Origin of the sequence: Novosphingobium sp. CCH12-A3 (assembly GCF_001556015.1) — a bacterium.
Lineage (GTDB): Bacteria > Pseudomonadota > Alphaproteobacteria > Sphingomonadales > Sphingomonadaceae > Novosphingobium > Novosphingobium subterraneum.
The window spans coordinates 49,883-70,479 of sequence record NZ_LSIA01000029.1; the positions used below are offsets into that span (position 1 = coordinate 49,883).

The 20,597-nt window shown below is 65.2% G+C and carries 22 protein-coding genes; 10 read left to right on the plus strand and 12 right to left on the minus strand.

From position 1 onward, the window contains the following. Positions 1-34 precede the first annotated feature (34 nt). The 4 genes from modA (at position 35) to AX703_RS02440 (ending at position 3,416) form a co-directional block, all read left to right on the plus strand. Complete coding sequence (modA, locus tag AX703_RS02425) at positions 35-808, plus strand: molybdate ABC transporter substrate-binding protein (RefSeq protein ID WP_062342394.1); 774 nt, start codon at positions 35-37, stop codon at positions 806-808. Next, complete coding sequence (gene modB, locus AX703_RS02430) at positions 805-1,491, plus strand: molybdate ABC transporter permease subunit (RefSeq protein ID WP_062342396.1); 687 nt, start codon at positions 805-807, stop codon at positions 1,489-1,491. The genes modA and modB overlap by 4 nt, the downstream gene beginning before the upstream one ends. Next, complete coding sequence (locus tag AX703_RS02435; protein WP_062342398.1) at positions 1,481-2,089, plus strand: molybdenum ABC transporter ATP-binding protein; 609 nt, start codon at positions 1,481-1,483, stop codon at positions 2,087-2,089. Before modB ends, AX703_RS02435 begins: the two co-directional genes overlap by 11 nt. A gap of 100 nt (positions 2,090-2,189) precedes the next feature. Next, complete coding sequence (locus AX703_RS02440; protein ID WP_062342401.1) at positions 2,190-3,416, plus strand: NAD(P)/FAD-dependent oxidoreductase; 1,227 nt, start codon at positions 2,190-2,192, stop codon at positions 3,414-3,416. Here AX703_RS02440 and queG read toward each other — a convergent pair. After that, entirely contained in the window at positions 3,413-4,444 is a 1,032-nt protein-coding gene (queG, locus tag AX703_RS02445) for a tRNA epoxyqueuosine(34) reductase QueG (protein WP_062342496.1), read from the minus strand. The genes AX703_RS02440 and queG overlap by 4 nt on opposite strands. 124 nt (positions 4,445-4,568) lie before the next feature. On the opposite strand from queG, the gene AX703_RS02450 reads away from it, so the two are divergent. From AX703_RS02450 to AX703_RS02470, 5 genes are all read left to right on the plus strand, one after another. Beyond that, positions 4,569-5,558: an ABC transporter ATP-binding protein gene (locus AX703_RS02450; RefSeq protein ID WP_062342404.1), complete on the plus strand. Its 990-nt coding sequence runs from the start codon at positions 4,569-4,571 to the stop codon at positions 5,556-5,558. Then, positions 5,555-6,784 (plus strand): ABC transporter permease, encoded by a 1,230-nt coding sequence (locus tag AX703_RS02455; protein ID WP_062342406.1) that lies wholly within the window; start codon positions 5,555-5,557, stop codon positions 6,782-6,784. Before AX703_RS02450 ends, AX703_RS02455 begins: the two co-directional genes overlap by 4 nt. 77 nt (positions 6,785-6,861) lie before the next feature. Continuing rightward, complete coding sequence (locus AX703_RS02460) at positions 6,862-8,199, plus strand: cytochrome P450 (RefSeq protein ID WP_062342408.1); 1,338 nt, start codon at positions 6,862-6,864, stop codon at positions 8,197-8,199. 145 nt (positions 8,200-8,344) lie between these two features. Beyond that, positions 8,345-8,839 carry a peptide-methionine (R)-S-oxide reductase MsrB gene (msrB, locus tag AX703_RS02465; RefSeq protein ID WP_062342409.1) on the plus strand — a complete coding sequence of 165 codons (495 nt, stop codon included), beginning with the start codon at positions 8,345-8,347 and terminating at the stop codon, positions 8,837-8,839. A gap of 61 nt (positions 8,840-8,900) precedes the next feature. Further along, complete coding sequence (locus AX703_RS02470) at positions 8,901-9,893, plus strand: esterase-like activity of phytase family protein (RefSeq protein ID WP_197423584.1); 993 nt, start codon at positions 8,901-8,903, stop codon at positions 9,891-9,893. A gap of 74 nt (positions 9,894-9,967) precedes the next feature. On the opposite strand, the gene rpmB is transcribed toward AX703_RS02470, so the two are convergent. Next, positions 9,968-10,252 carry a 50S ribosomal protein L28 gene (gene rpmB / locus AX703_RS02475; RefSeq protein WP_039333029.1) on the minus strand — a complete coding sequence of 95 codons (285 nt, stop codon included), beginning with the start codon at positions 10,250-10,252 and terminating at the stop codon, positions 9,968-9,970. Between the two features lie 120 nt (positions 10,253-10,372). Here rpmB and AX703_RS02480 point away from each other — a divergent pair, with 120 nt between their 5' ends. After that, entirely contained in the window at positions 10,373-10,828 is a 456-nt protein-coding gene (locus tag AX703_RS02480) for a nucleoside deaminase (protein WP_062342497.1), read from the plus strand. Here the strand turns inward: AX703_RS02480 and AX703_RS02485 are convergent. From AX703_RS02485 to AX703_RS02530, 10 genes are all read right to left on the minus strand, one after another. After that, a complete protein-coding gene (locus AX703_RS02485) occupies positions 10,825-11,529 on the minus strand; it encodes a ribonuclease T2 (protein WP_062342413.1) in 705 nt (234 codons plus the stop codon). The two genes, AX703_RS02480 and AX703_RS02485, sit on opposite strands and share 4 nt — an antisense overlap. 4 nt (positions 11,530-11,533) lie before the next feature. Further along, positions 11,534-11,926 carry a hypothetical protein gene (locus AX703_RS02490; RefSeq protein ID WP_062342415.1) on the minus strand — a complete coding sequence of 131 codons (393 nt, stop codon included), beginning with the start codon at positions 11,924-11,926 and terminating at the stop codon, positions 11,534-11,536. Between the two features lie 12 nt (positions 11,927-11,938). After that, positions 11,939-12,805, minus strand: coding sequence for a carboxylating nicotinate-nucleotide diphosphorylase (nadC, locus tag AX703_RS02495; RefSeq protein WP_062342417.1), 867 nt, complete (start codon positions 12,803-12,805; stop codon positions 11,939-11,941). Between the two features lie 120 nt (positions 12,806-12,925). Further along, positions 12,926-13,723: a LytTR family DNA-binding domain-containing protein gene (locus AX703_RS02500; RefSeq protein WP_039333025.1), complete on the minus strand. Its 798-nt coding sequence runs from the start codon at positions 13,721-13,723 to the stop codon at positions 12,926-12,928. Positions 13,724-13,834: 111 nt separating this feature from the next. Continuing rightward, the gene (locus AX703_RS02505) at positions 13,835-14,992 is read right to left on the minus strand and encodes a sensor histidine kinase (protein ID WP_039333024.1); all 1,158 of its coding nucleotides are present in this window, start codon (positions 14,990-14,992) and stop codon (positions 13,835-13,837) included. Positions 14,993-15,050: 58 nt separating this feature from the next. Next, positions 15,051-15,848 (minus strand): DsbA family protein, encoded by a 798-nt coding sequence (locus AX703_RS02510; RefSeq protein WP_062342419.1) that lies wholly within the window; start codon positions 15,846-15,848, stop codon positions 15,051-15,053. 10 nt (positions 15,849-15,858) lie between these two features. Then, complete coding sequence (locus tag AX703_RS02515) at positions 15,859-17,238, minus strand: M48 family metalloprotease (RefSeq protein ID WP_062342421.1); 1,380 nt, start codon at positions 17,236-17,238, stop codon at positions 15,859-15,861. 10 nt (positions 17,239-17,248) lie between these two features. After that, positions 17,249-18,205, minus strand: coding sequence for an alpha/beta hydrolase (locus tag AX703_RS02520; RefSeq protein ID WP_231735322.1), 957 nt, complete (start codon positions 18,203-18,205; stop codon positions 17,249-17,251). A gap of 56 nt (positions 18,206-18,261) precedes the next feature. Then, a complete protein-coding gene (locus AX703_RS02525; protein ID WP_062342423.1) occupies positions 18,262-19,623 on the minus strand; it encodes a hypothetical protein in 1,362 nt (453 codons plus the stop codon). 89 nt (positions 19,624-19,712) lie between these two features. Continuing rightward, the gene (locus AX703_RS02530) at positions 19,713-20,585 is read right to left on the minus strand and encodes a CoA ester lyase (RefSeq protein WP_062342425.1); all 873 of its coding nucleotides are present in this window, start codon (positions 20,583-20,585) and stop codon (positions 19,713-19,715) included. Positions 20,586-20,597: the final 12 nt, after the last annotated feature.

The following is a 20,597-nucleotide window of genomic DNA, read 5'->3' on the forward strand; positions in this document are numbered from 1 at the left end:
TATACAGCCGAACATAGCTTGTTCCGGAACCGTGATGTCGCCGATTCTGCTGCGCGCCCTCTTTGCCCTGCTGATCGCGCTTGCGGGTGCCACTCCGGCGCTTGCGCAGGAGAAGGGGCCGCTGGTCCTCGCAGCCGCCAGCCTGCAGGAAGCGATGACCGATGCAGCCGCCGCCTGGGCCAGGAAGGGTCACCCGCGCCCCGTCCTGTCGTTCGCCGCTTCATCGGCATTGGCGCGTCAGGCCGAAGCGGGCGCCCGCGCCGATCTCTTCGCCTCTGCCGATGAGGAGTGGATGAACTACCTTCAGGGCAAGTCCCTGCTCAAGTCCGGCACCCGCGCCCGCCTGACCGAGAACCGCCTCGTCCTCGTTGCCCCGCTGCCAAGCCGCCTGAACCTGCAGATCACCCGCAACTTTCCGCTGGCCAAGGCGCTTGGGACCCGCCGCCTCGCCATGGCCGATCCGGCCGCCGTCCCCGCCGGACGTTACGGACGCGAAGCGCTCAGCAGGCTGGGCGTCTGGACCGGCGTCGCGGGCAAGGTCGCTGCCGCCGAGAACGTCCGCGCAGCCCTCGCGCTGGTTGAACGTGGCGCCGCCCCCCTCGGTATCGTCTACGCGACCGATGCCATGGCCTCGCGCCGCGTGCGAGTGGTCGGGACTTTCCCCGCAACAAGTCACCAGCCGATCACCTACCCTGTCGCCCTGCTTGCAACCTCGCGCCATGGCGATGCCGAAGCCTTCCGTCGCTTCCTGATCTCGCGCGAAGGTCGCGCCATCTTTCTCCGGCGCGGGTTCGGCCAGCGCCGATGACTCCCGAAGAGTTGGAGATCGTCCGGCTTTCGCTCAGGGTCGGCGCCGTCGCGGTCGCAACCTGCTTGCCTGTCGCTTTCGCTCTGGCATGGGCTCTGGCGCGAGGGCGATTTCCAGGCAAGGTCCTGCTCGATGCGCTGATCCACCTGCCGCTGGTCCTGCCCCCGGTCGTCACCGGCTGGCTGCTCCTGCTCGCCTTCGGACCGCAAGGCCCGATCGGCGCGTGGGTGGAGCAGGCGCTCGGCCTCACCTTCATGTTCCGCTGGACCGGGGCCGCGCTTGCCGCTGCCGTCATGGCGCTGCCTTTGATGGTCCGCGCCATGCGCCTGTCGATCGAAGCCGTCGACCAGCGCCTAGAAGCCGCTGCGATGACACTGGGCGCATCGCGCTGGCGCGTGTTCCGCACGATCACTGTTCCGCTCGCGCTGCCCGGCGTGATTGCCGGAACCGTGCTCGGCTTTGCCCGCTCGCTCGGCGAATTCGGCGCAACGATCACCTTCGTCAGCAACATTCCCGGCGAAACGCAGACCTTGCCGCTGGCCATCTACAGCGCCCTGCAAGTACCCGGCGGTGAAGATGCGGTGACCCGGCTGGCGGCCACGTCCGTGGCGCTGTCGCTGATCGCGCTGGTCGTATCCGAGATGCTTGCCCGGCGCATGGGGAGAAGCTCCCATGTCCTTTGAGGTGAAGGTATCGCGCCGGCTGGGCAAGGCGATGGTTGCCTGCAATTTCCTTGCCCCCAATGGATTGACCGCACTGTTCGGTCCTTCGGGCGCGGGCAAGAGCTCGGTGCTCAACATGGTTTCCGGTCTGCTGCGGCCCGATCACGGCCGGATCGTAGTCGGCGGCCAAGTCCTGTTCGACAGCGCCGCCGGAGTCGACATACCCGTCCAGCAGCGCCACTCGGGCTATGTCTTCCAGGACGCGCGCCTGTTCCCGCACATGCGGGTCCGTGCCAATCTTGCCTATGGCGCGCGTGGCGATGGACCGATGTCACAAGCCGATGTCATCGACTTCCTCGGGCTTGCCCATCTGCTCGATCGCTGGCCACGAAGCCTGTCGGGCGGAGAAGCCCAGCGGGTTGCCATCGGCCGGGCACTGCTGTCCAACCCGCGCTTCCTGCTGATGGACGAACCGTTGGCCTCGCTTGACCGCGCCCGCCGCGAAGAGGTCATGCGCACCATCGAGCGCCTGCGCGACGAAGTGGGTTTGCCCATCCTCTACGTCAGCCATGATCGCGCAGAAGTCGAACGGCTCGCCGGGGCGATCGTCGAAATCTGATCTGGGCAATCGGTTGGCTGAAACGGACTTTTCCGCGTCTGTCAGTTGACGAACGCGGGCTTTTGGCCAAACGCCCTCGCAACAGCCGGGAGGATTCGCAATGGAACAGGCAGACGTCATCATCGTGGGTGCCGGGCACGGCGGCGCGCAGGCCGCGATCGCGCTGCGCCAGAACGGCTTTGAAGGCCGCATCCTGGTGATCGGGCGCGAGCCGGAAATTCCCTACGAGCGTCCGCCGCTGTCCAAGGAATACCTCGCGCGCGAAAAGACCTTCGAGCGCATCTGCATCCGCCCGGCACAGTTCTGGGAGGACAAGGCCGTCGAGATGAAGCTCGGCGCCGAAGTCGTCTCGCTCGATCCCGCCGCACACACAGTGAAGCTCGGCGATGGCAGCGAGATCGGCTACGGCAAGCTGATCTGGGCCACTGGCGGCGATCCGCGCCGCCTGTCCTGCATGGGGGCAGACCTCAAAGGCGTCCACGCCGTCCGCACCAAGGAAGATGCCGACCGGCTGATGGCCGAACTCGATGCCGGTGCGAAACGCGCTGTGGTCGTCGGCGGGGGCTACATCGGCCTCGAAGCTGCCGCCGTGCTGACCAAGTTCGACGTTTCGGTCACCCTGCTCGAAGCCCTGCCGCGCGTGCTTGCGCGCGTCGCCGGTGAAGCGCTGTCCGAATTCTACCAGGCCGAACACCGCGCCCATGGCGTCGATCTGCGCACCGGCGCGGCGATGGATTGCATCGAAGGCGATGGAGTCAAGGCGACCGGCGTGAAGATGCAGGACGGGTCGGTCATCCCGGCCGACATCGTCATTGTCGGCATCGGCATCGTCCCGTGCGTGGGCCCGCTGCTGGCCGCTGGCGCTTCAGGCGGAAACGGCGTCGATGTCGACGAACTGTGCCGCACCTCGCTGCCCGATGTCTATGCGATCGGCGATTGCGCGGCTCACTCGAACGACTTCGCCGACGGCGCCGTGATCCGCCTCGAATCCGTCCAGAACGCCAATGACATGGCCACCACCGTTGCCAAGTGCATCTGCGGCACCGAAGCGCCCTACAAGGCGACGCCGTGGTTCTGGTCCAACCAGTATGACCTGCGCCTGCAGACGGTCGGCCTCTCCACCGGACATGACAACGCCGTGCTGCGTGGCGATCCGGCCACGCGCTCGTTCTCGGTGGTCTACCTCAAGAACGGCAAGGTCATCGCGCTCGATTGCGTGAACATGGTCAAGGACTACGTGCAGGGCAAGAAGCTGGTCGAAGCCCGCGCCCAGATCGCACCTGAAAAGCTCGCCGACGCCAGCGTTCCGCTCAAGGAAATGCTCTAGGCCAAACGGGCCACGGCCCAGCGGGCGGCATCTGCCACCGCCGGGTCGGGATCGTCGGCAAGGGCTGTCACGGCCGGGAGCAACGCCCGGTCACCGCTGTTGCCCGCCGCATAAAGGCAATTGCGCACCATCCGGTCCCGCCCGATCCGCTTGATCGGACTGCCGCTGAACACCTGCCGGAACGTGGCATCGTCCAGCGCCAGCAGTTCCTTGAGCTTCGGCGCGGTCAGTTCGGCGCGGGGCAGGAACGCCCGGTTGGCCTGCGCGGCCCTCGCAAAGCTGTTCCACGGACAGGCCGCCAGGCAATCGTCACAGCCATAGATGCGGTTGCCCAGCGCCTCGCGGAATTCCTCCGCCACCGGGCCCTTGTACTCGATCGTCAGGTAGGAAATGCACCGCCGCGCATCCAGTTGATAGGGCTTGGGAAAAGCATTCGTCGGACAGGCTGTCTGGCACGCCGTGCACGATCCGCAGCGGTCGGCATGCGGTGCATCGGGCGTCAGGTCCAGCGTGGTATAGATCGCGCCCAGGAACAGCCACGAACCATGGGTCCGGCTGACGAGGTTGGTATGCTTGCCCTGCCACCCGATCCCCGCTGCCTGCCCCAGCGGCTTTTCCATCACCGGCGCAGTATCGACGAAGACCTTGACCTCGGCCCCCGGCACCTCGGCCACCAGCCAGCGCGCCAGCGCCTTGAGATTGCGCTTCACCACGTCATGATAATCGCCGCCCTGGGCATAGACCGAAATGCGCCCGCGCTCCGGGTGCGCCTCCAGCGCGCGGGGGTCCGCCGCCGGGGCGTAGCTCATCCCCAGCGCGATCACGCTTCTCGCCGAGGGCCACAGGGATTGCGGCCCTCGGCGATGATGGAGCCGGGTTTCCATCCACTCCATCGATCCGTGGCATCCCTCGCCCAGCCACTGTTCGAGTCGGGCCGCTCTGAGGGGGTCGTCATGGGCAGGCGCGATGCCGCAGGCGGCAAAGCCCAGGCGCGTGGCTTCTGCTGCCAGTTTGCCCTCGAGAGTCAGGCGTTCGCTGCCGGGAGTTGCCCCTCTGCCCCCGGGAGTTGCCTCTCTGCCTTCGAGAGTTGGACTTGAGTTAACCACACTTGCTGCCCTGCTCGTTCATCGCCTATCGCTAGGGCGATGACCCATGAAGATCGAGCTAGGGGAATGGCCGGTGGCTGGCAACGCGGTTGACAGTGCCGGAGTGGAACTCGCCATCGAGGCGCGGGGTCTTATCAAGCGCTTCGACGGTTTCACGGCTGTCGATGGCGTGGACATATCCGTGCCCAAGGGCGCGATCTATGGCATTCTCGGCCCCAACGGCGCCGGCAAGACCACGACGCTGCGCATGTTGCTGGGCATCATCGATCCGGACGCGGGCTACCGCCGCGTGCTGGGCCACGAACGCCCGACCGAGGTCGCCCGGCGCATCGGATACCTGCCGGAGGAACGCGGCCTCTATCCCGCGATGAAGGCATACGAGGCAATCGGCTTCCTCGCCGCGCTGCGCGGCGTGCCGCTCAAGGAGGGACGCCGCCGCGGGCGCGAATTGCTGGAAGAACATGGTCTTGGCTATGCGGCCGATCGCCAGATCCGGCAGATGTCGAAAGGCATGGCGCAGACCGTCCAGCTGCTCGGCACGCTCGTCCACAAGCCCGATCTCGTCGTGCTGGACGAGCCCTTCTCCGGGCTCGACGCCCTCAACCAGGGCAAGCTCGAACGCATGATTCGCGCGCTGGCGGCCGGCGGCACCACGGTGATTTTCTCGACCCACGTCATCGCCCATGCCGAGCGCCTGTGCGACAGGATCGCGATCATCGCCGGCGGCAAGGTGCCCTTCGCCGGACCGGTCGATCTCGCCCGCGATCGCCTGCGCCCGCAAGTCCGGCTCGAGACGCGCTCGCAGGACGGACCCTGGCGCGCCGCGCTCCCCGTCGACGTGCGGCACGAAGGCGCGTTCTGGTATTTCACACTGCCCGAAACCGGTGTCGAGCCACTGCTGCGCGCGCTGATCGAAGGCGATGCCGGCATTCTCAGCCTGTCGATCGAGCGGGCGGGGCTGCACGATGCCTTCGTTGCCATCGCCGGCGAGGCAGCGGCCAAGGCGCTCGAGGAAAGCGAAGGAGAGGCGCGGTGAGCGGATTTGCCGAAAAGCTGCGCTGCGCGCTGGTCATCGCCCGGCGCGATTTCGTCGCGGTGGTGTTCTCCAAGACCTTCATCTTCTTCCTGATCGGCCCGGCTTTCCCGCTTGTCGTGGGTGGCCTTGCCGGAAACATTGGCGCCAAGGTCCAGCAGAACGTCGAGCGGCCGACCATCGGTCTTGCTATGAGCGCGGAGGACAACAGGCGCATGATGGCCGCGCGCGAAGAACTGGACGGGCGAATGGCCGGTGGCCTGCCCGACATGATCGAACTTGCCGCCGCCGCGCCAGGAAAGGCCTTCGATGCCCGGAGCGCCCTTGCCGATGGCAACCGCGAGGTGACTGCGGTGGTCGGCGGGACGCTCGATGGACCGACCCTGACCGCAACCGCCGACCGTGCACGCCAGTGGGTCGGCCTTGTTTCCAACCTTGCCGCGCGCGCCCGCGCCGAGGCGCCAACGGCCTATCCGGACGTGCAGGTCGAGGAGGTCAACACGTCGATTGCGAAGGTCCGCACCGGCCAGATCTACACGGCACAGGGCGCTCAGGTTCTGCTGTTCCTGCTGACCATGCTGCTGGCGGGCATGGTCCTGTCCAACCTTGTCGAGGAAAAGGGCAACAAGATCATCGAGGTGCTGGCTGCGGCCATCCCGATGGACGCCCTGTTCATGGGCAAGCTCTTTGCCATGCTTGCCGTCAGCCTTGTCGGCATTGCCGTGTGGGGTACGGCCATCGGCGCGATCGTGCTGGCCGGTTCTGAAAGCCTGCTCAGCCTGTCCGCCCCGGCAGTGGGCTGGCCACTGTTCCTGACCCTCGGTTTCCTCTACTTCGCGATGGCCTATCTGCTGATGGGATCCCTGTTCCTGTCGATCGGCGGCATGGCGGCCACGGTGCGGGAGGTGCAGACGCTTTCGATGCCCGTCTCGATGTTCCAGCTGATGGTGTTCTTCTTCTCGAGCTATGCGCTGACGATGCCGGGCACGTGGGTGGAATGGCTTTCGATAATCTTCCCGGTCAGTTCGCCCTACGCCATGCTGGCGCGCGCCGCGCAACAGCCCGAGGTGTGGCCGCACGTCCTTGCGCTGCTGTGGCAGGCGTTCTGGGTTGTCGTGATCGTGCGGGCCGGGGCACAGCTGTTCCGCCGGACGGTGATGAAGTCAGGCCCGGCGCGCGGCAAGGCCAAGGGCGGAGTGTTCGCACGGTTCAGGCGCAAACCTTATTGACACCCGTGTAGGTTGTGGCAAGCTACCAAAGTGACGAGGACCGTGCGGGCAACGTGCGGCCGTTCCGGAGGATAGCCATGGCCACGCAGCTTGCACCCGAAGCCCAGCAGTTCACCTACCGCAGCTCTCCCACCGCGATCGAGGCGTTCACCGCCTGGCTCAAGGAGAACCCGCAAGGCGCCCCGGTCCACAATCACAAGTGGGATGTCAGCCGATCGGACATCTATGTCGAGGATCGCTGGCAGCCGATCTTTGCAGAGATGCGTGCGCAAGCACCGGTCAACTTCATCCCCGAATCGCCCTACGGTGCCTACTGGAACGTGGTGAACCACAAGGCGATCCAGCACGTCGAATCGCTTCCCGAACTCTATTCCTCGTCATGGAAGCATGGCGGCATCACCATCGGCGATCCCCCGGCAGATACCGATCCTGCGCTGCTGGCCGAACGGCAGCTGCCGATGTTCATCGCCATGGACCGGCCCGAGCATACCGGCCAGCGCCGCACTGTCGCCCCCGCCTTCACCCCGGCCAAGATGGTCGAGATGGAGCGGGAGATCCGCCAGCGCACCGGCGAGGTGCTCGATTCGCTGCCGTGGGGCGAGAAGTTCGACTGGGTCGACAAGGTCTCGATCGAACTCACCACCGGCATGCTGGCGCTGCTGTTCGGCTTCCCGTGGAAGGATCGCCGATTGCTGACGTTCTGGTCGGACTGGGCCGGTGACGTCGAACTGATCCTCGCCCGCGAACTGTCCGACATGCGTTTCGGCTTCCTTGGCGAGATGGCGCACTATTTCCAGCGCCTGTGGGGCGAACGCATGCGCGCCGAGCCCTCTGGCGATCTCATCTCGATGATGATCCATTCCGAGGCAATGAACCACATGAGCCCGCAGGAGTTCATGGGCAACCTCGTGCTGCTGATCGTCGGCGGCAACGATACCACGCGCAACACGATGTCAGGCATCGTCCACGCGCTCGACCAGTTCCCCGACCAGCGTGACCTGCTCGCCCGCGATCCTTCGCTGATCCCCAACGCGGTGCAGGAATGCATCCGCTATGTCACCCCACTGGCGCACATGCGACGCACGGCGACGGCCGATGCCGACCTGTTTGGCCAGCAGATCAAGGCCGGCGAGAAGCTGATCTTGTGGTACATTTCGGCCAACCGCGACGAGAGCGTGTTCGAGAACGCCGACAAGCTGATCGTCGATCGCGACAATGCGCGGCGGCACCTGTCGTTCGGCTATGGCGTGCACCGCTGCGTCGGCGCGCGTCTGGCGGAATTGCAACTGCGCATCCTGCTCGAGGAAATGCACGAGCGGCGGATGCAGGTGCGCGTGGCTGGCGCAGTGGAGCGCGTTCGCGCCAACTTCGTCCACGGCTTCCGCAAGCTCGAGGTCGTGCTCGAAAAGCGGTAATCGCGGATACAGGTCGTCGTGCTATGACCTGCGTCACGATGGAGCAGGCAGGACCAGGCTAGCATGGCCCAAGTCCTGCCGGTGGGCACTCCGCCCCCGAGGTAACACCCTCTCTCCCATCGGCAGGACACCGGAAGGTTTGCAGATGATCGCCCAGTCAACCTCACGTCGCAGCTTCATGGCTTTCCTCGCCGCAGGCTCGGTCCTGCCCTTTGCCAGCGCCTGCAGTGCCAAGCCTGCGGCCAAGGGCACGTTCCCGATCATGAAGAGCGAGGCCGAATGGCGCCGTGTCCTGACGGCAGAACAGTTCTACATCCTGCGCGAGGAAGGCACGGAACGCCCCTTTACGTCGCCACTGCTGAAAGAGCATCGCAAGGGCACCTTCGTCTGCTCGGCCGATGGCCATCCGCTGTTCTCGTCCGCCACCAAGTTTGATAGCGGGACCGGCTGGCCCAGCTTCTGGAAGCCCCTGCCCAAGGGCGTGGCGACCAGTTCCGATCGTTCGCTGGGAATGGTCCGTACCGAAGTCCACTGTACGCAATGCGGCGGCCATCTCGGCCATGTCTTTGACGACGGCCCCGCGCCCACGGGGCTGCGCTATTGCATCAACGGCGATGCGCTGAAGTTCCGCCCTGCCTGATTGCAGGACCTGAGCATATTTCGCGATTGACGGTGCTGGGCGCGATGCCCACGGCATGCCGGTGCGTCGCAAACTCTTCACCTTCCTCGTCCTGCTGCCGCTGGCCGTGCTGGTCTGGGCAACGCAGCGCAAGGACCCCTTCACGTTCGACCGACGGGTTGTCGTCACTGACCTCATGCCGGGAATCCCCGCGGCGGAGCGGAAGCAGCTTGGCCCCTTCGTTCTGCAACAGGCCTGGTTGCTGGAAGGGGCGGACCACCGCTTCGGCGGCTATTCGGCGCTGGTGCCGCAAGATGGCGGACTGCTTGCCATCAGCGACCGCAACCGCACGCTTTCGATCCCCTTGTCGCTGACGCCCGGCGCCTTCACCTCATCGATGCCGAACATGGTGGTGCAGCGCTGGCCCGATGGACACACCAGCGTTGGCTTCGATACCGAAAGTGTCGTGCGTGATTCTGCCGATGGCAGCCTCTGGACCGGGCTGGAAGACGATTGGCGCGTGGTCCGGACGGACCCCGGCACCGGTGCCACCAATCTCATCCCGGTGAACGAAACGCGGGACTGGCCCCGCAATGGCGGGGCCGAGGCGATGGCCGGCCTGCCCGATGGCCGCTGGATCATGCTGTGCGAATCCTGCGGCACCGGTCGGGGCGGGCTTCATCTCGGGCTGTTGTTCAAAGGTCGTCCGGGACTGTCGAAGGCGCAAAAGTTCGGATTCATCGTCCCTGCGGCGTTTGATCCGGTGGACGCTGTGCCGCTGCCGGATGGCAGGCTGCTCATCCTTGTGCGCAAGCTGGGCTTTTCACCACCCGGCTTCTCGGCGCGAATCGTGCTTGCCGATCTCTCGCGCCTCGATCCCCGGCGGCCACTGCCGACCACGGAACTGGCCCGCCTCGAAGGACCAGCCATGCGCGAGAACTGGGAAGGGATGGCGCTGACGCCTGGCACGGACGGGCTGTCACTCTGGCTGGTCTCCGACGCCAACGCCTCGACGTTCCAGCAGACACGGCTGCTGAGGCTCTGGTTCGATCCGGCGACGCTTTCCGCCCGATAGCAGGTACAGCAAAAGCCCCCGATCCGGTTAGGGAAAGGGGGCCTTCGATTTTCAAACCCTTGCGGGCAGAAAGATTAGGCGGCGTTCGCCTTGACCAGCTCGCGCTTCACCTTGAGGGCGCGCGTCGAGAGCTTGGTGTCCGACTGCTTGAGCAGCCAGTTGTCGAGACCGCCGTTGTGTTCGACCGAACGCAGACCATGCGTCGAAACGCGGAACTTGAAGCTGCGCTCCAGCTTCTCGCTCATCAGCGTGACGTTCTGCAGGTTGGGCAGGAACAGACGCTTGGTCTTGTTGTTGGCGTGGCTTACGTTGTGACCGACTTGGCGGCCCTTACCGGTCAGTTCGCAGATACGCGACATGGCTAAAACTCGCTTGTGTTCGATAATACCTATCGGGAAGGCGCGGCTCTTATCGATTCACCGGGCGAAGTCAAGGATTCGGAGTTTGAAAGCAGCAAACTGCTCCTTATACCCCGCACCATGATCCGCTGGCCCTTGCCTGAACCGATGCGACTGGCCTTTGCGGAAGCCCGTATTGCTGCCGATGAGGGCGAAGTGCCAATCGGTGCGGTGGTCGTCAAGGACGGCAAGGTCATCGCTGCGGCCCATAACCAGCCGCGCACACTCTGCGACCCCACCGCCCATGCCGAAGTGCTGGCGATTCGCGCAGCAGCTGCAGTGCTGAGGCAGGAGCGGCTTGAGGATTGCGATCTGTGGGTGAGCCTCGAGCCCTGCGCGATGTGTGCAGGGGCCATTGCCCACGCCCGCATCGCACGGGTCTACTACGCCGCCAGCGATCCCAAGGGCGGCGCGGTGGAGCACGGCGCGCGCGTGTTCGAACAGCCCACCTGCCTGCACCGGCCCGAAGTCTATTCCGGCATGGGCGAGGATGAAGCGGCCGAGATGCTGCGCCGGTTCTTCCGCGAGCGGCGCTAGAAAGAGCGCCAGATCTTAACCGGAACCGTGTTTGGCGGCCCGCCGTTGCCGATAGGGCAGCGCATGGGCTTGAGCTTGCGCGAGTGGCACAGATGCACTTCGCGCAGCCAGCCGTCGCGACCCAGCAGCAGGCGGATCATTTCCGGCCGGAGGCGCGGATTGGCGATGACCAGCGCCTGCTTGACCTTGCCCACGTCCAGCCCCTCGGTGCGCGAGAGACGGGCCATGTCGGGAAACTCGAGACCCTGGAACAGCGCGCGGCCCTTGTCGAAGTACTCCGCAGGGGTAATCCCCATGCAGGTACCATGCTTGGCCCACTCGTGCATCATCAGGTCGGCCGAGGGCGTGGTGCAGAAGTTGCGGCGCAGAACTTGCGCATCCGGCCGCAGGCGCGAGGGGCAGTACTGCGGATACTTGCCGCCCTTCCCATCGGGCCAGAGGCCATGGAGCACGAAACCGAAGCGTCCCTGCCGGCCCGAACACTGCGTGGCATGGCGCGAATCGAGCTTGCGTGTGCGGCAGAACTCGGGCGACCAGCTTATGGCGAGCGTGTAGCCTGTCGTCGGCACGATGCGCGGCGGCGCGTCAGGCTCGGGTAGGGCGGGTACGCTGATCTGCGGTGGCACCTGGCATTGCCAGCCTTGCGCGAGGGCAGGAGTGGCGGTGAGGCCAAAGGCAATCGCCGCGATGCGTGATCGCATCGTCTCAGCCAGCCTTGTCCTGCTTCAGCCACGCCGTCGATGCGGGCAGGAACATCAGCACGCCTGCGGCCAGCATCAACATGGTTGCTAGAATGGACATGACGGCGAACAGAATGCCAATGACAGAGGCCCGTCCAGGAACCCCGATCGTGTCGAGCACATCGAATAGAATTGCTACCAAAAGGAACCAGCGCGCCAAACTCATCTTGCCACGTGAGATTGCCAGACCCAGACCCAACTCCACGACGACGTTTGCGATAGTGAGTTGCACAACGCTGGTTTGTGCAACCTGAAAGGTTTCGGCCAGTCGGCCTGAAAAGAGCACTCCAACACCGATCCGCAACAGCTGGCTGGCGATCACGCTGATTTCAAAGGCGCGGATGGTGGCGGGGCGCATCTGGGGTTCCGTTCAGGCGATTGGCGTGAAGTCGAGGCCGATGTCGGCGGCGGGCGCGCTCTGCGTCAGGCGGCCGACCGATACGTAATCCACGCCCGAGGCGGCAATCGCGCCGATGGTGTCAAGCCGCACCCCGCCCGAAGCCTCGCATGGGACGCGGCCGGCAACCAGCGCCACGGCTTCGCGCAGGCAGTCTGGTCCCATGTTGTCGAGCAGCAGGCGGGTTGCGCCGGCATCGAGAGCGGGTTCGATCTGGTCGATATGATCGACCTCGCAGATCACGTCCTTGACCCCTGCAGACAGCGCGCGGCGCACGGCTTCGGCCACGCCACCTGCGACGAGTACGTGGTTGTCCTTGATCATCGCCGCGTCCCACAGGCCCATGCGATGATTGGTGCCGCCACCGGTGCGCACGGCGTACTTTTCGAGGTGGCGCAGGCCGGGGATGGTCTTGCGGGTATCGAGCAATTTCGCGTTCGTCTCGCCCATGGCATCAACGTACTGGCGGGTGAGCGTGGCAATGCCCGAAAGGTGCTGGACGGTGTTGAGCGCACTGCGTTCCGCCGTCAGCATTGCACGGGCATTGCCTTCGAGCCGCATCAGGTCCGAACCTGGTGACACCCTTGCACCTTCCTCGACGAGGATCTCGATCTTCATGCCGGGATCGAGCGCGCGGAAGAATGCGGCGGCAATCGGCAAGCCGCACACCGTTATCGCGTCGCGGCTGTCCATCACGCCGGAAAAGCGCGCATCGGCCGGAATCACGCTTTCGCTGGTCACGTCATGCCCGCCGCCAGGCAGGCCTTCGCCAAGATCCTCGGCGAGCGTTGCGGTGACGAAGGCTTCGAGATCAAAGCCGGGGATGAGAAATTCTTGCATCAAAGCACTCCGCTCGTCCTGAGCCTGTCGAAGGACGCGAGGCAGGCACGTCCTTCGCAGCTACCGGCTCGGGCATGCTTCGACAAGCTCAGCATGAGCGGAAGTGTGAGGCGAATTTGGTCAGTGAACGAAACGCGCTACCACGTCGCGGTAGGAGCGCGATACCTTCACCTCGGCACCACTTTCCAAGACAAGGAAGCATTCGCCGTTGGTATGCGGCTTGACTTGGCGCACCTGATCGAGGTTGACGATCTTGGAGCGGTGCACGCGCTGGAACACGCGGGGATCGAGGCGACGCTCCAAGTCCTTCATCGTCTCGCGCAGGATCAGCGAATTGTCGCCGGTGTAGATGCACATGTAGTCGCCCGCAGCCTCGATGCGCTCGATCGTGTCGACATCGACGCGGAAGATCTTGCCACGGTCCTTGATGTTGATGAGCTTTTCGAACCGGCCGGCAACGGGCTCGCCCTCGTCCTCGATCTCCGGCATGGCATCGGGCGCCACTTCGGCGAGCACGGTCTTGAGCTTCTCGGCTTCTTCGCGGCCGCGCTTCTCGGACAGACGCGTGCGTGCCCGGTCCAGTGCGTCGGCAAGGCGGTCTTCCTCAACCGGCTTGAGCAGGTAGTCGACGGCATTGGCCTCGAACGCCTTGATCGCGTGCTCGGAATAAGCGGTCACGAAAACGAACAGCGGCGGGTCGATTTCCATCACGCCCTTGACCACCGAGAAACCGTCAAAGCCGGGCATCTGGATGTCGCAGAAGACGAGGTCGGGTTTTTCGGTCTTGATCTTGCGGATGGCCTCGCGGCCGTTCGAACAGGTGTCGATCACTTCGACATCGGGGAAGGCCTGAAGCCGGAGCTGCAGCCCCTGAATGGCCAGTTTCTCGTCGTCGACGAGGATCGTGCGGATCGTCATGCGGTTCCCTTGGGTCTTGTCCAGACTTGGATCACGTTGCGCCCCCGAAACGGTCCCCCGTTGGAGTCTGCCTGATGGCAGGACGGGTAAAGTGGCAGTCGGTTCCCGAGATCATGCACCAACCCCCATGCCGACCCCGATCGGGCGTCGGACGGGCATGGCCTGTACGGGCTCTGCCTTTGCTTCGAACGGCAGTTCGAGCACGACCTGAAAACCCCCTTCCGGGCGGTTTGAGATGTCAAAGCGCTGGTTCTCGCCATAGGCCTGGACCAGACGGTCGCGGATGTTGGCAAGACCGATCCCGGTGCTGTCACTGCTCACGCCGAACACGCTTGAAGGATCGGTGCCCGGTGGCAAGCCCGGCCCGGTGTCCGACACGGTGACCCGCAGCATCGGGCCGACGAGTTGCGCCTCGACGGTGATTTCCGCGCCGTACTCCATCGGGCTGACCGCATACTTGATGGCATTCTCGACCAGCGGTTGCAGCAGCAGCGAAGGCATCAGGCCATTGCGGACGGCATCATCGATGCGGAACTCGGTGCGCAGGCGCTCCTCGAAGCGCATGCGTTCGATATCGAGGTAGAGCTTCAATGTCTCGATTTCCTGGGCAACGGTCACCCGCGCGGTCGGCTCGTTGACCAGCGTGTAGCGCAGGAACGAGGACAGGCGCGAAAGCATCGCGTTTGCCGGTTCGGTCTGCTTGAGCAGGACCAGCGTGGAAATCGAATTGAGCGTGTTGAACAGGAAGTGCGGGTTGAGCTGGTAGCGCAGCATGGCCAGCTGGGCCGAGGTTGCCTGTGCCTCCAGCCGCATCAGCTGGTCGTTCTGCTCTTCCACCTGCAGGAAGAAGTTGATCGCGTAATACAGCCCGGTCCACGAGATCACGAGCGTGAGGTCGAGGTAGAACACCCCGAGGAACAGCTGCGCGAAACTGGCATCGCCGCCTTGCCGGTAGAGGCTGATGACCCACGAATCGATGAAGGCGTAAAGACCGACCGCCACCGACATCGCGATGGCAGTCACGCCCCAGGTGACAATCGGCCGCCGGTTGATCAACGCGCGGTAGATTACCGACAGGATCAGCGAGATCGAGAAGCCGGTGATCGTGGCGATGACGACGATGACGAGGAACGACCACGGCTGCGCATTGGCGATGGACGACATCGCACGCAGCAGCATCGCGCCGCCCCAGCCCATGAACTGCAGGCGCCAGAAGGCTCTGTTCTTGTTGCCGAAGAACGGCGTCGGTCTGAACGGCAAGGCTGCCATGAAAAGGTTTGTAACCGTTCGGAGCGGGCTAGGCTAGCCCGCCCCTGTTACTTCCGCCTCAGCTCTTGCGTGCCGCATCGATGGCAGCCTGCAGGTCTTCCTGCGGAACTGCGCCGTGAACCAGCTGTTCGCCGATCACCCATGCGGGCGTCCCGTTGATGCCGAGCTGGCGGGCGAGCTGAAGGTTGCGCTTGAGCTCTTCCTCGACATCGGGCCGGGCTGCAAAGGTGCGTGCCGAGGCGAGGTCGAGCCCCGCCGCGGTCGCCGCAGCGGTGATGCTGGCATCCGAAGGCCGGGCGCCCTCGAACATCGCCTTGTGATAGGCGGGATACTTGCCCTGCGCTGCCGCCGCCAGCGCCATGCGCGCGGCGGGCGCGCTTTCGGGTGCGATGATCGGCAGTTCACGCACAACCACGCGCAAGTCGGGGTTCTTCGCGATCAGCGCGTCCAGGGTCTTCACGCTCTGCCGGCAATAGGTGCAGGCAAAGTCGGTGAACTCCACCAGCGTGACCTTGCCGTCGGGATTGCCCATGACCGCACCGGGGAAGGGTGTTTCAAGCGCGCCGCGCATCGGACCGATCTGCGCTGCCGCCTCGCGCTGCTGCAGCCGCTCCATCGCCTCCGGCAGGACTTCGGGGTGTTCAAGGATATAAGACCGCACCAGTCCTTCGATCGCGGCGCGTTCCTTGCCATTGATTCCTGCGCTCGCCAGCGAGGCTTCAAGGTCCGCGTCGTCGCCTGACGCGGTATCGGCGTCGCGGTGGGCGTACCACCATCCTCCAGCTGCGCCGCCTGCGGCAAGGAGCAGGGCGAGGGCGGCGAAGGCACCTATGCGGCGGGGCTTTGTATCTGACATTGTCTGGTGCCTAGCGGGATTTCTTCTGGCGTTCCATCATTGCCCGCGCCGACATCGCAATGTCCTGCGCGCGTAGCCAGTCGGGCGTGCCCTTGGGCAGTGCGGCCTCGGCGGCCTCGGCGCTGCGCACGGCTTCGGCCAGCCGCATGTTCATCAGCTGCTGTTCGGCACTGGCAAGGCGCGCGCGGGGAATGTCGCCCTTGGCTTCGTAGACCACGCCGAGCTGGTACCAGGTGAAGGGATTGTCCCGGTCGCGCGCTGCCGAGGTCTTCAGCACCTTTTCGGCTTCGGCGAAATTGTCCTTGTCCTCGGTGGCGATCAGGGCGTGGCCAAAGGTGGTGGCGATCAATGGCTCGTTGCCGGTCAGTTGCGTAGCCTTGCGCAGCGGCGCCACGGCATCGGCGGGGCGGCCGGATTCGAGCAGGATCTGTCCTTCCAGCTCGAGAAAATAGGGATTGTCCGGATCGCTGGCGATCAGCGCCCTGGTCTCCGCCAAAGCCTTGTCGACATAAGCCTCCTTGTGGAAGGCATAGGCGCGGGCATAGCGCGCGGGAATGTCGGTCATGTAATCGGGGTAGGCGCGCAGCGTGTCCTGCGGCTCGGCCAGATAGCCGTTGAGCTTGGCCTTGACCCGCTGGAACCGCGCCTGCAGCTCGGCCGGGGGCGGGGTGTTCCACGCCGGGTCCTTCTCGTAGACATCCTGGAGCGTGGTCAGGCGGTCGGACGTCATCGGGTGCGTGCTGTAGAACTCCGCGTCCGGATTCTTGCTGGCATTGTAGCCATAGCGGAATTCCTGGTTCTGCAGCTTCTTGAAGAACTCGATCGAACCGCGTCCGGAAATGCCGGCATCGGAAAGGAATTTTGCGCCCGCTGCGTCTGCCGAGCTTTCCTGCGCGCGGCTGAAGGCGAGGAACTTGCCCAGCGCGGCCTGCTGCCCGGCCATGAACACGCCCAGCGCCGCGTCGGGCGAACCTGCCGCAGCGGCCAGACCGCCGAGCAGCAGCGAAAGCACGGTGATGCCGGTGGCCGGCTTGAGCCCCTCGTTGTACCGGATGATGTGGCCGCCGGTGATGTGGCCCAGTTCGTGCGCGATCACGCCCTGCAGTTCGTTGACGTTGTCAGCCGCGCTTATCAGCCCCGAATGGATATAGATCGCCTGTCCTCCGGCAACGAAGGCGTTGATCGACCCGTCGTTAAGCAGGACCAGATCGATCGCCTTGGGGTTGAACCCCGCCGCCTTGAAGATCGGGGCAGAGGCATCGCGGAACAGCGCCTCGGTTTCCGCATCGCGCAGCACCGATTGCGCAGACGCTGGCTGGATGCAGAGCGACAGCGCGGCGACCAGCGCGAGCAGGCGCGAGAGGAGCAGGGCGGGGATTCGGACCGTCACGACGCCTGGACTATCGACCCGGCGCCTGAACGGCAACTGAAGGTGCCGTGACCTTGGCGAGGAACGGCAGCACTGCGTCAAGCGCGCGGGTATCGCGCGAGAACGGGCGCGCGAACATCATGATGATGCCTTCATGGGAGACACCCTCGAGCAGGACCGGCTGGTTCGGCGCGCCTGCTTCGGTCAGTCGCTGGGCGAGCGCCTGCGAATTGCGCGGCTTGACCCGGGTATCAGCATCGCCCGTCACCAGCAGGAGCGGCGGGGCGTCCTTGCGCGCGAAGTTGACCGGCTGGGTTCTGGAAAGATCAGGCGCACCGCCGAAGCTGTTGATGGTTGCCGGGGAATCGAGGGGCAGGAAATCGAACGGTCCAGCGAGCGAGACCGTCCCGCGGATCGCCTGCGTGTCCAGCCCCACGCCCTTCAGCCACTGCGGATCAAGCGTGAGCATGACCACGTTGTAGGCCCCGGCCGAATGCCCCATCAGCGCCATGCGCGCCGGATCGCCACCATACCTGGCGGCATTGTCCTGCACCCAGCGCAGCGCCGCCGCGCCGTCCTCCAGCATGCCGGGAAACTTCGCCTGCGGATAGAGCCGGTAACCCGCCAGCACGAGCGCATAGCCCTGCGCGCACAGCGTCCGCGCAATGAAGCGATAGTCGTGGGGATCGCCGCTCGCCCAGCTGCCGCCATGCACGAACACCACGATCGGCAGCGCGCCCTTGGCGCCTTGCGGCACGAACATCTCGAGCTTCTGCGCCGGATTCTTGCCATAGCGCTCGGCCGCGACCAGCTGGATCGCGCCATCGCCACCGTTGAGCAGCTTGTCGGCACCGTCCAGCACGGCAACAGCATTATTCCGCATGGCATGGCTGTAGGCGGCATAGCCGACCAATCCGAGCAGGACGAAGCAAAGCGCCGCCCAGCCGATCCAACCCATGCGCCGCCTGCCCTTCACCGTCCGTGCCATGGGGCACTGGCTAGCAGGCTGCCGCCATTGCGCAAGGCACCTGCAGGTGCAGTCTGTCAGCCGATCAGATGGCGCGCTGCACGTTCGAACAGGGCCGCGTCATCGTGCACCTCGCCAAGAGCGACAATCTCGCCGCTCTCGAGGCGACGCACCACCACCAGCGCGAATTCCTCGCCTTCGGGTGGCGCGATCTCGGTGACCTTGCGTGCCGGCAGCGCGCGCAGCGACTGCGCAAGCGCTTCAGGGCCGCGCCTGGCGAGCGCCTTGCCGGCTTCCTCGCGGCGCAGGCGGCGCTCGGCATTGATCACGCCCTTGAGGCCACCAGCGGCTTCGGAGAGGTAGGCGCCCAGCTCACCCCGGCCGAGGCCGATGCGCTGCGCATGGGTCAGCGCGGTGGCGTACTCGGTGAGGCGCGTCTTGTCGTAGTCGGCGCCGAACACCAGCTTGACCACCGGCGTCATCGGCGCGCGCTCCTGCATGGTCAGCCCTGCGTCTTCGAGCAGTTCGGCAAACTCTTCCGGTTCTGCCTGCGCTGCAAGGGCGAAGTCCCAGGCCCGCCCGATCGCGGCATAAAGGGCGCTGCGAGTGCGATCTTCGCTTGAATTGGCCACGAGGGCCAGTTCGCGCGCAGAGGCGAGCCAGTCGGCCAAGGCTTCGGGCAGGGCTTCCGGTTCATCGGCAGGCGCGCCTGCGGGCAGTGGCAGGATATCGTCGTCGAGCCCGAAGGCGGGCTCAGGGAAGATAGCGGCATCAAGCGAGGCGGGGCCATCGGCCCAGGCATCGGTCGGCTCGATCAGCGGACGGCGCGGTTGGCTCTTGATCGGCGCCGAATCGAGCGCTTGCCCGATTTCCAGCAGCAACTCGTCGGTCGTCGCCTGGTCGGCCAGTTCCTTCCAGTTGATCGCACCCATGATGTAGTCGATGCGCGTGCCGTCCGACGAGAACGGCAGCAGGATGCCACGGTAGAGGATCGTGCGGCCAAAGTGGTTCACGAACTCGGCCTCGAAGCCGATCGGCGCCTGATTGGCGATGATCTGCATGTAGTGGTCGGTGATGCGTGACAGCAGCGAGCGGCCGGGCACCTGGCTCAGGCGGGTGATCGAGCTTTCCGTGCCGCACTCGTCGGCCAGCCTGGCGCCGAGAAAGGCAATCGCCGGGTCCTCGATCCCCTCGTCGAAGTGCAGCAGCACGAGGTTGTCGGCAAAGTCCGGATAAGTGCCCGAGAGCAGCGGGGTGACCAGCGGGAACGAATGTTCGCCGAGCAGGCCGGCCCAGTAGTTGTAGGCGCGCACCTGCATGCGGCGCTCGTCCTGCCCCACCACCGGCGGCGGCGGCTCGCTCGGAACGTCGTCCTCGAAACCGGAGAGGTCGAGTTCGGCCTCGGCGGCGTCACGATCAAATCCACGCAAAGTATCCATCAGGCTCACCTGGTCCCCTTGATTGAGGACTGGTCTGGCGCAACTTCGTGAAGAAGTGCTTAAGTTGCGCCAGTGGAGCTTATACGGGGTTAACGCGCAGCGATGGCGGCGGCGGTGGCCAATACCTTCTCGGCTTGGGCAAGGTGCAGTAATTCCACCATTTTCCCGTTGAGGCGCAGCGCGCCCTTGCCGACATTTGCCGGGTCGGCAAAGGCCGCGACGATGGACTCCGCTTCGGCGATATCGGCTTCGCTCGGTGCGAACACACGGTTGCACGTGGCAAGTTGCGCGGGGTGAATAAGCGTCTTTCCATCAAATCCCGAATCGCGCGCCTGCACGCATTCGGCTTCGAGCCGCGCGGTATCCTCGATCGCGTTGCACACGCCGTCGAGGATCACGAGGCCATTGGCCCGCGCCGCCAGCACGGCCATGGTCAGCACCGGCAGGAAGGCCATGCGCCCCGGCAACTGGGCAATGCCGCTATCCTTGGCGAGATCGTTGAGCCCCAGCACGAAGCCTGCAAGCCGCGTGTCTCTTGCGCAATCGGCAATCCGCTCCAGCGCCAAAACGGCGCGCGGCGTCTCGACCATTACCCACAGTTTGACATCGGGCGCGAAGCCGGCAGCGTCCATCCCGGCCGAAAGTGCCTGCACGTCGGCAGCGTCATCGACCTTCGGAGCGAGCACTGCCTCGACCGGAGCCTGTGCGAGCGCAGCGAGATCGTCATGCCCCCATGGCGTCGACAGGCCGTTGATCCGCGCGATCAGCCGGCGATGACCGAAGCCTCCTGCCTGCAACTCGGCGACCAGCGCCGTGCGTGCTTCGGCCTTGGCTTCGGGCGCCACCGCGTCTTCCAGATCGAGGCACACTGCATCGCAATCGAGGCTGCGCGCTTTGGCCATCGCCCGGGCATTGCTGGCCGGCATGTAGAGAAGCGAGCGCAAGGGGCGGGCGTCGGTCATGGCGAGAACCTT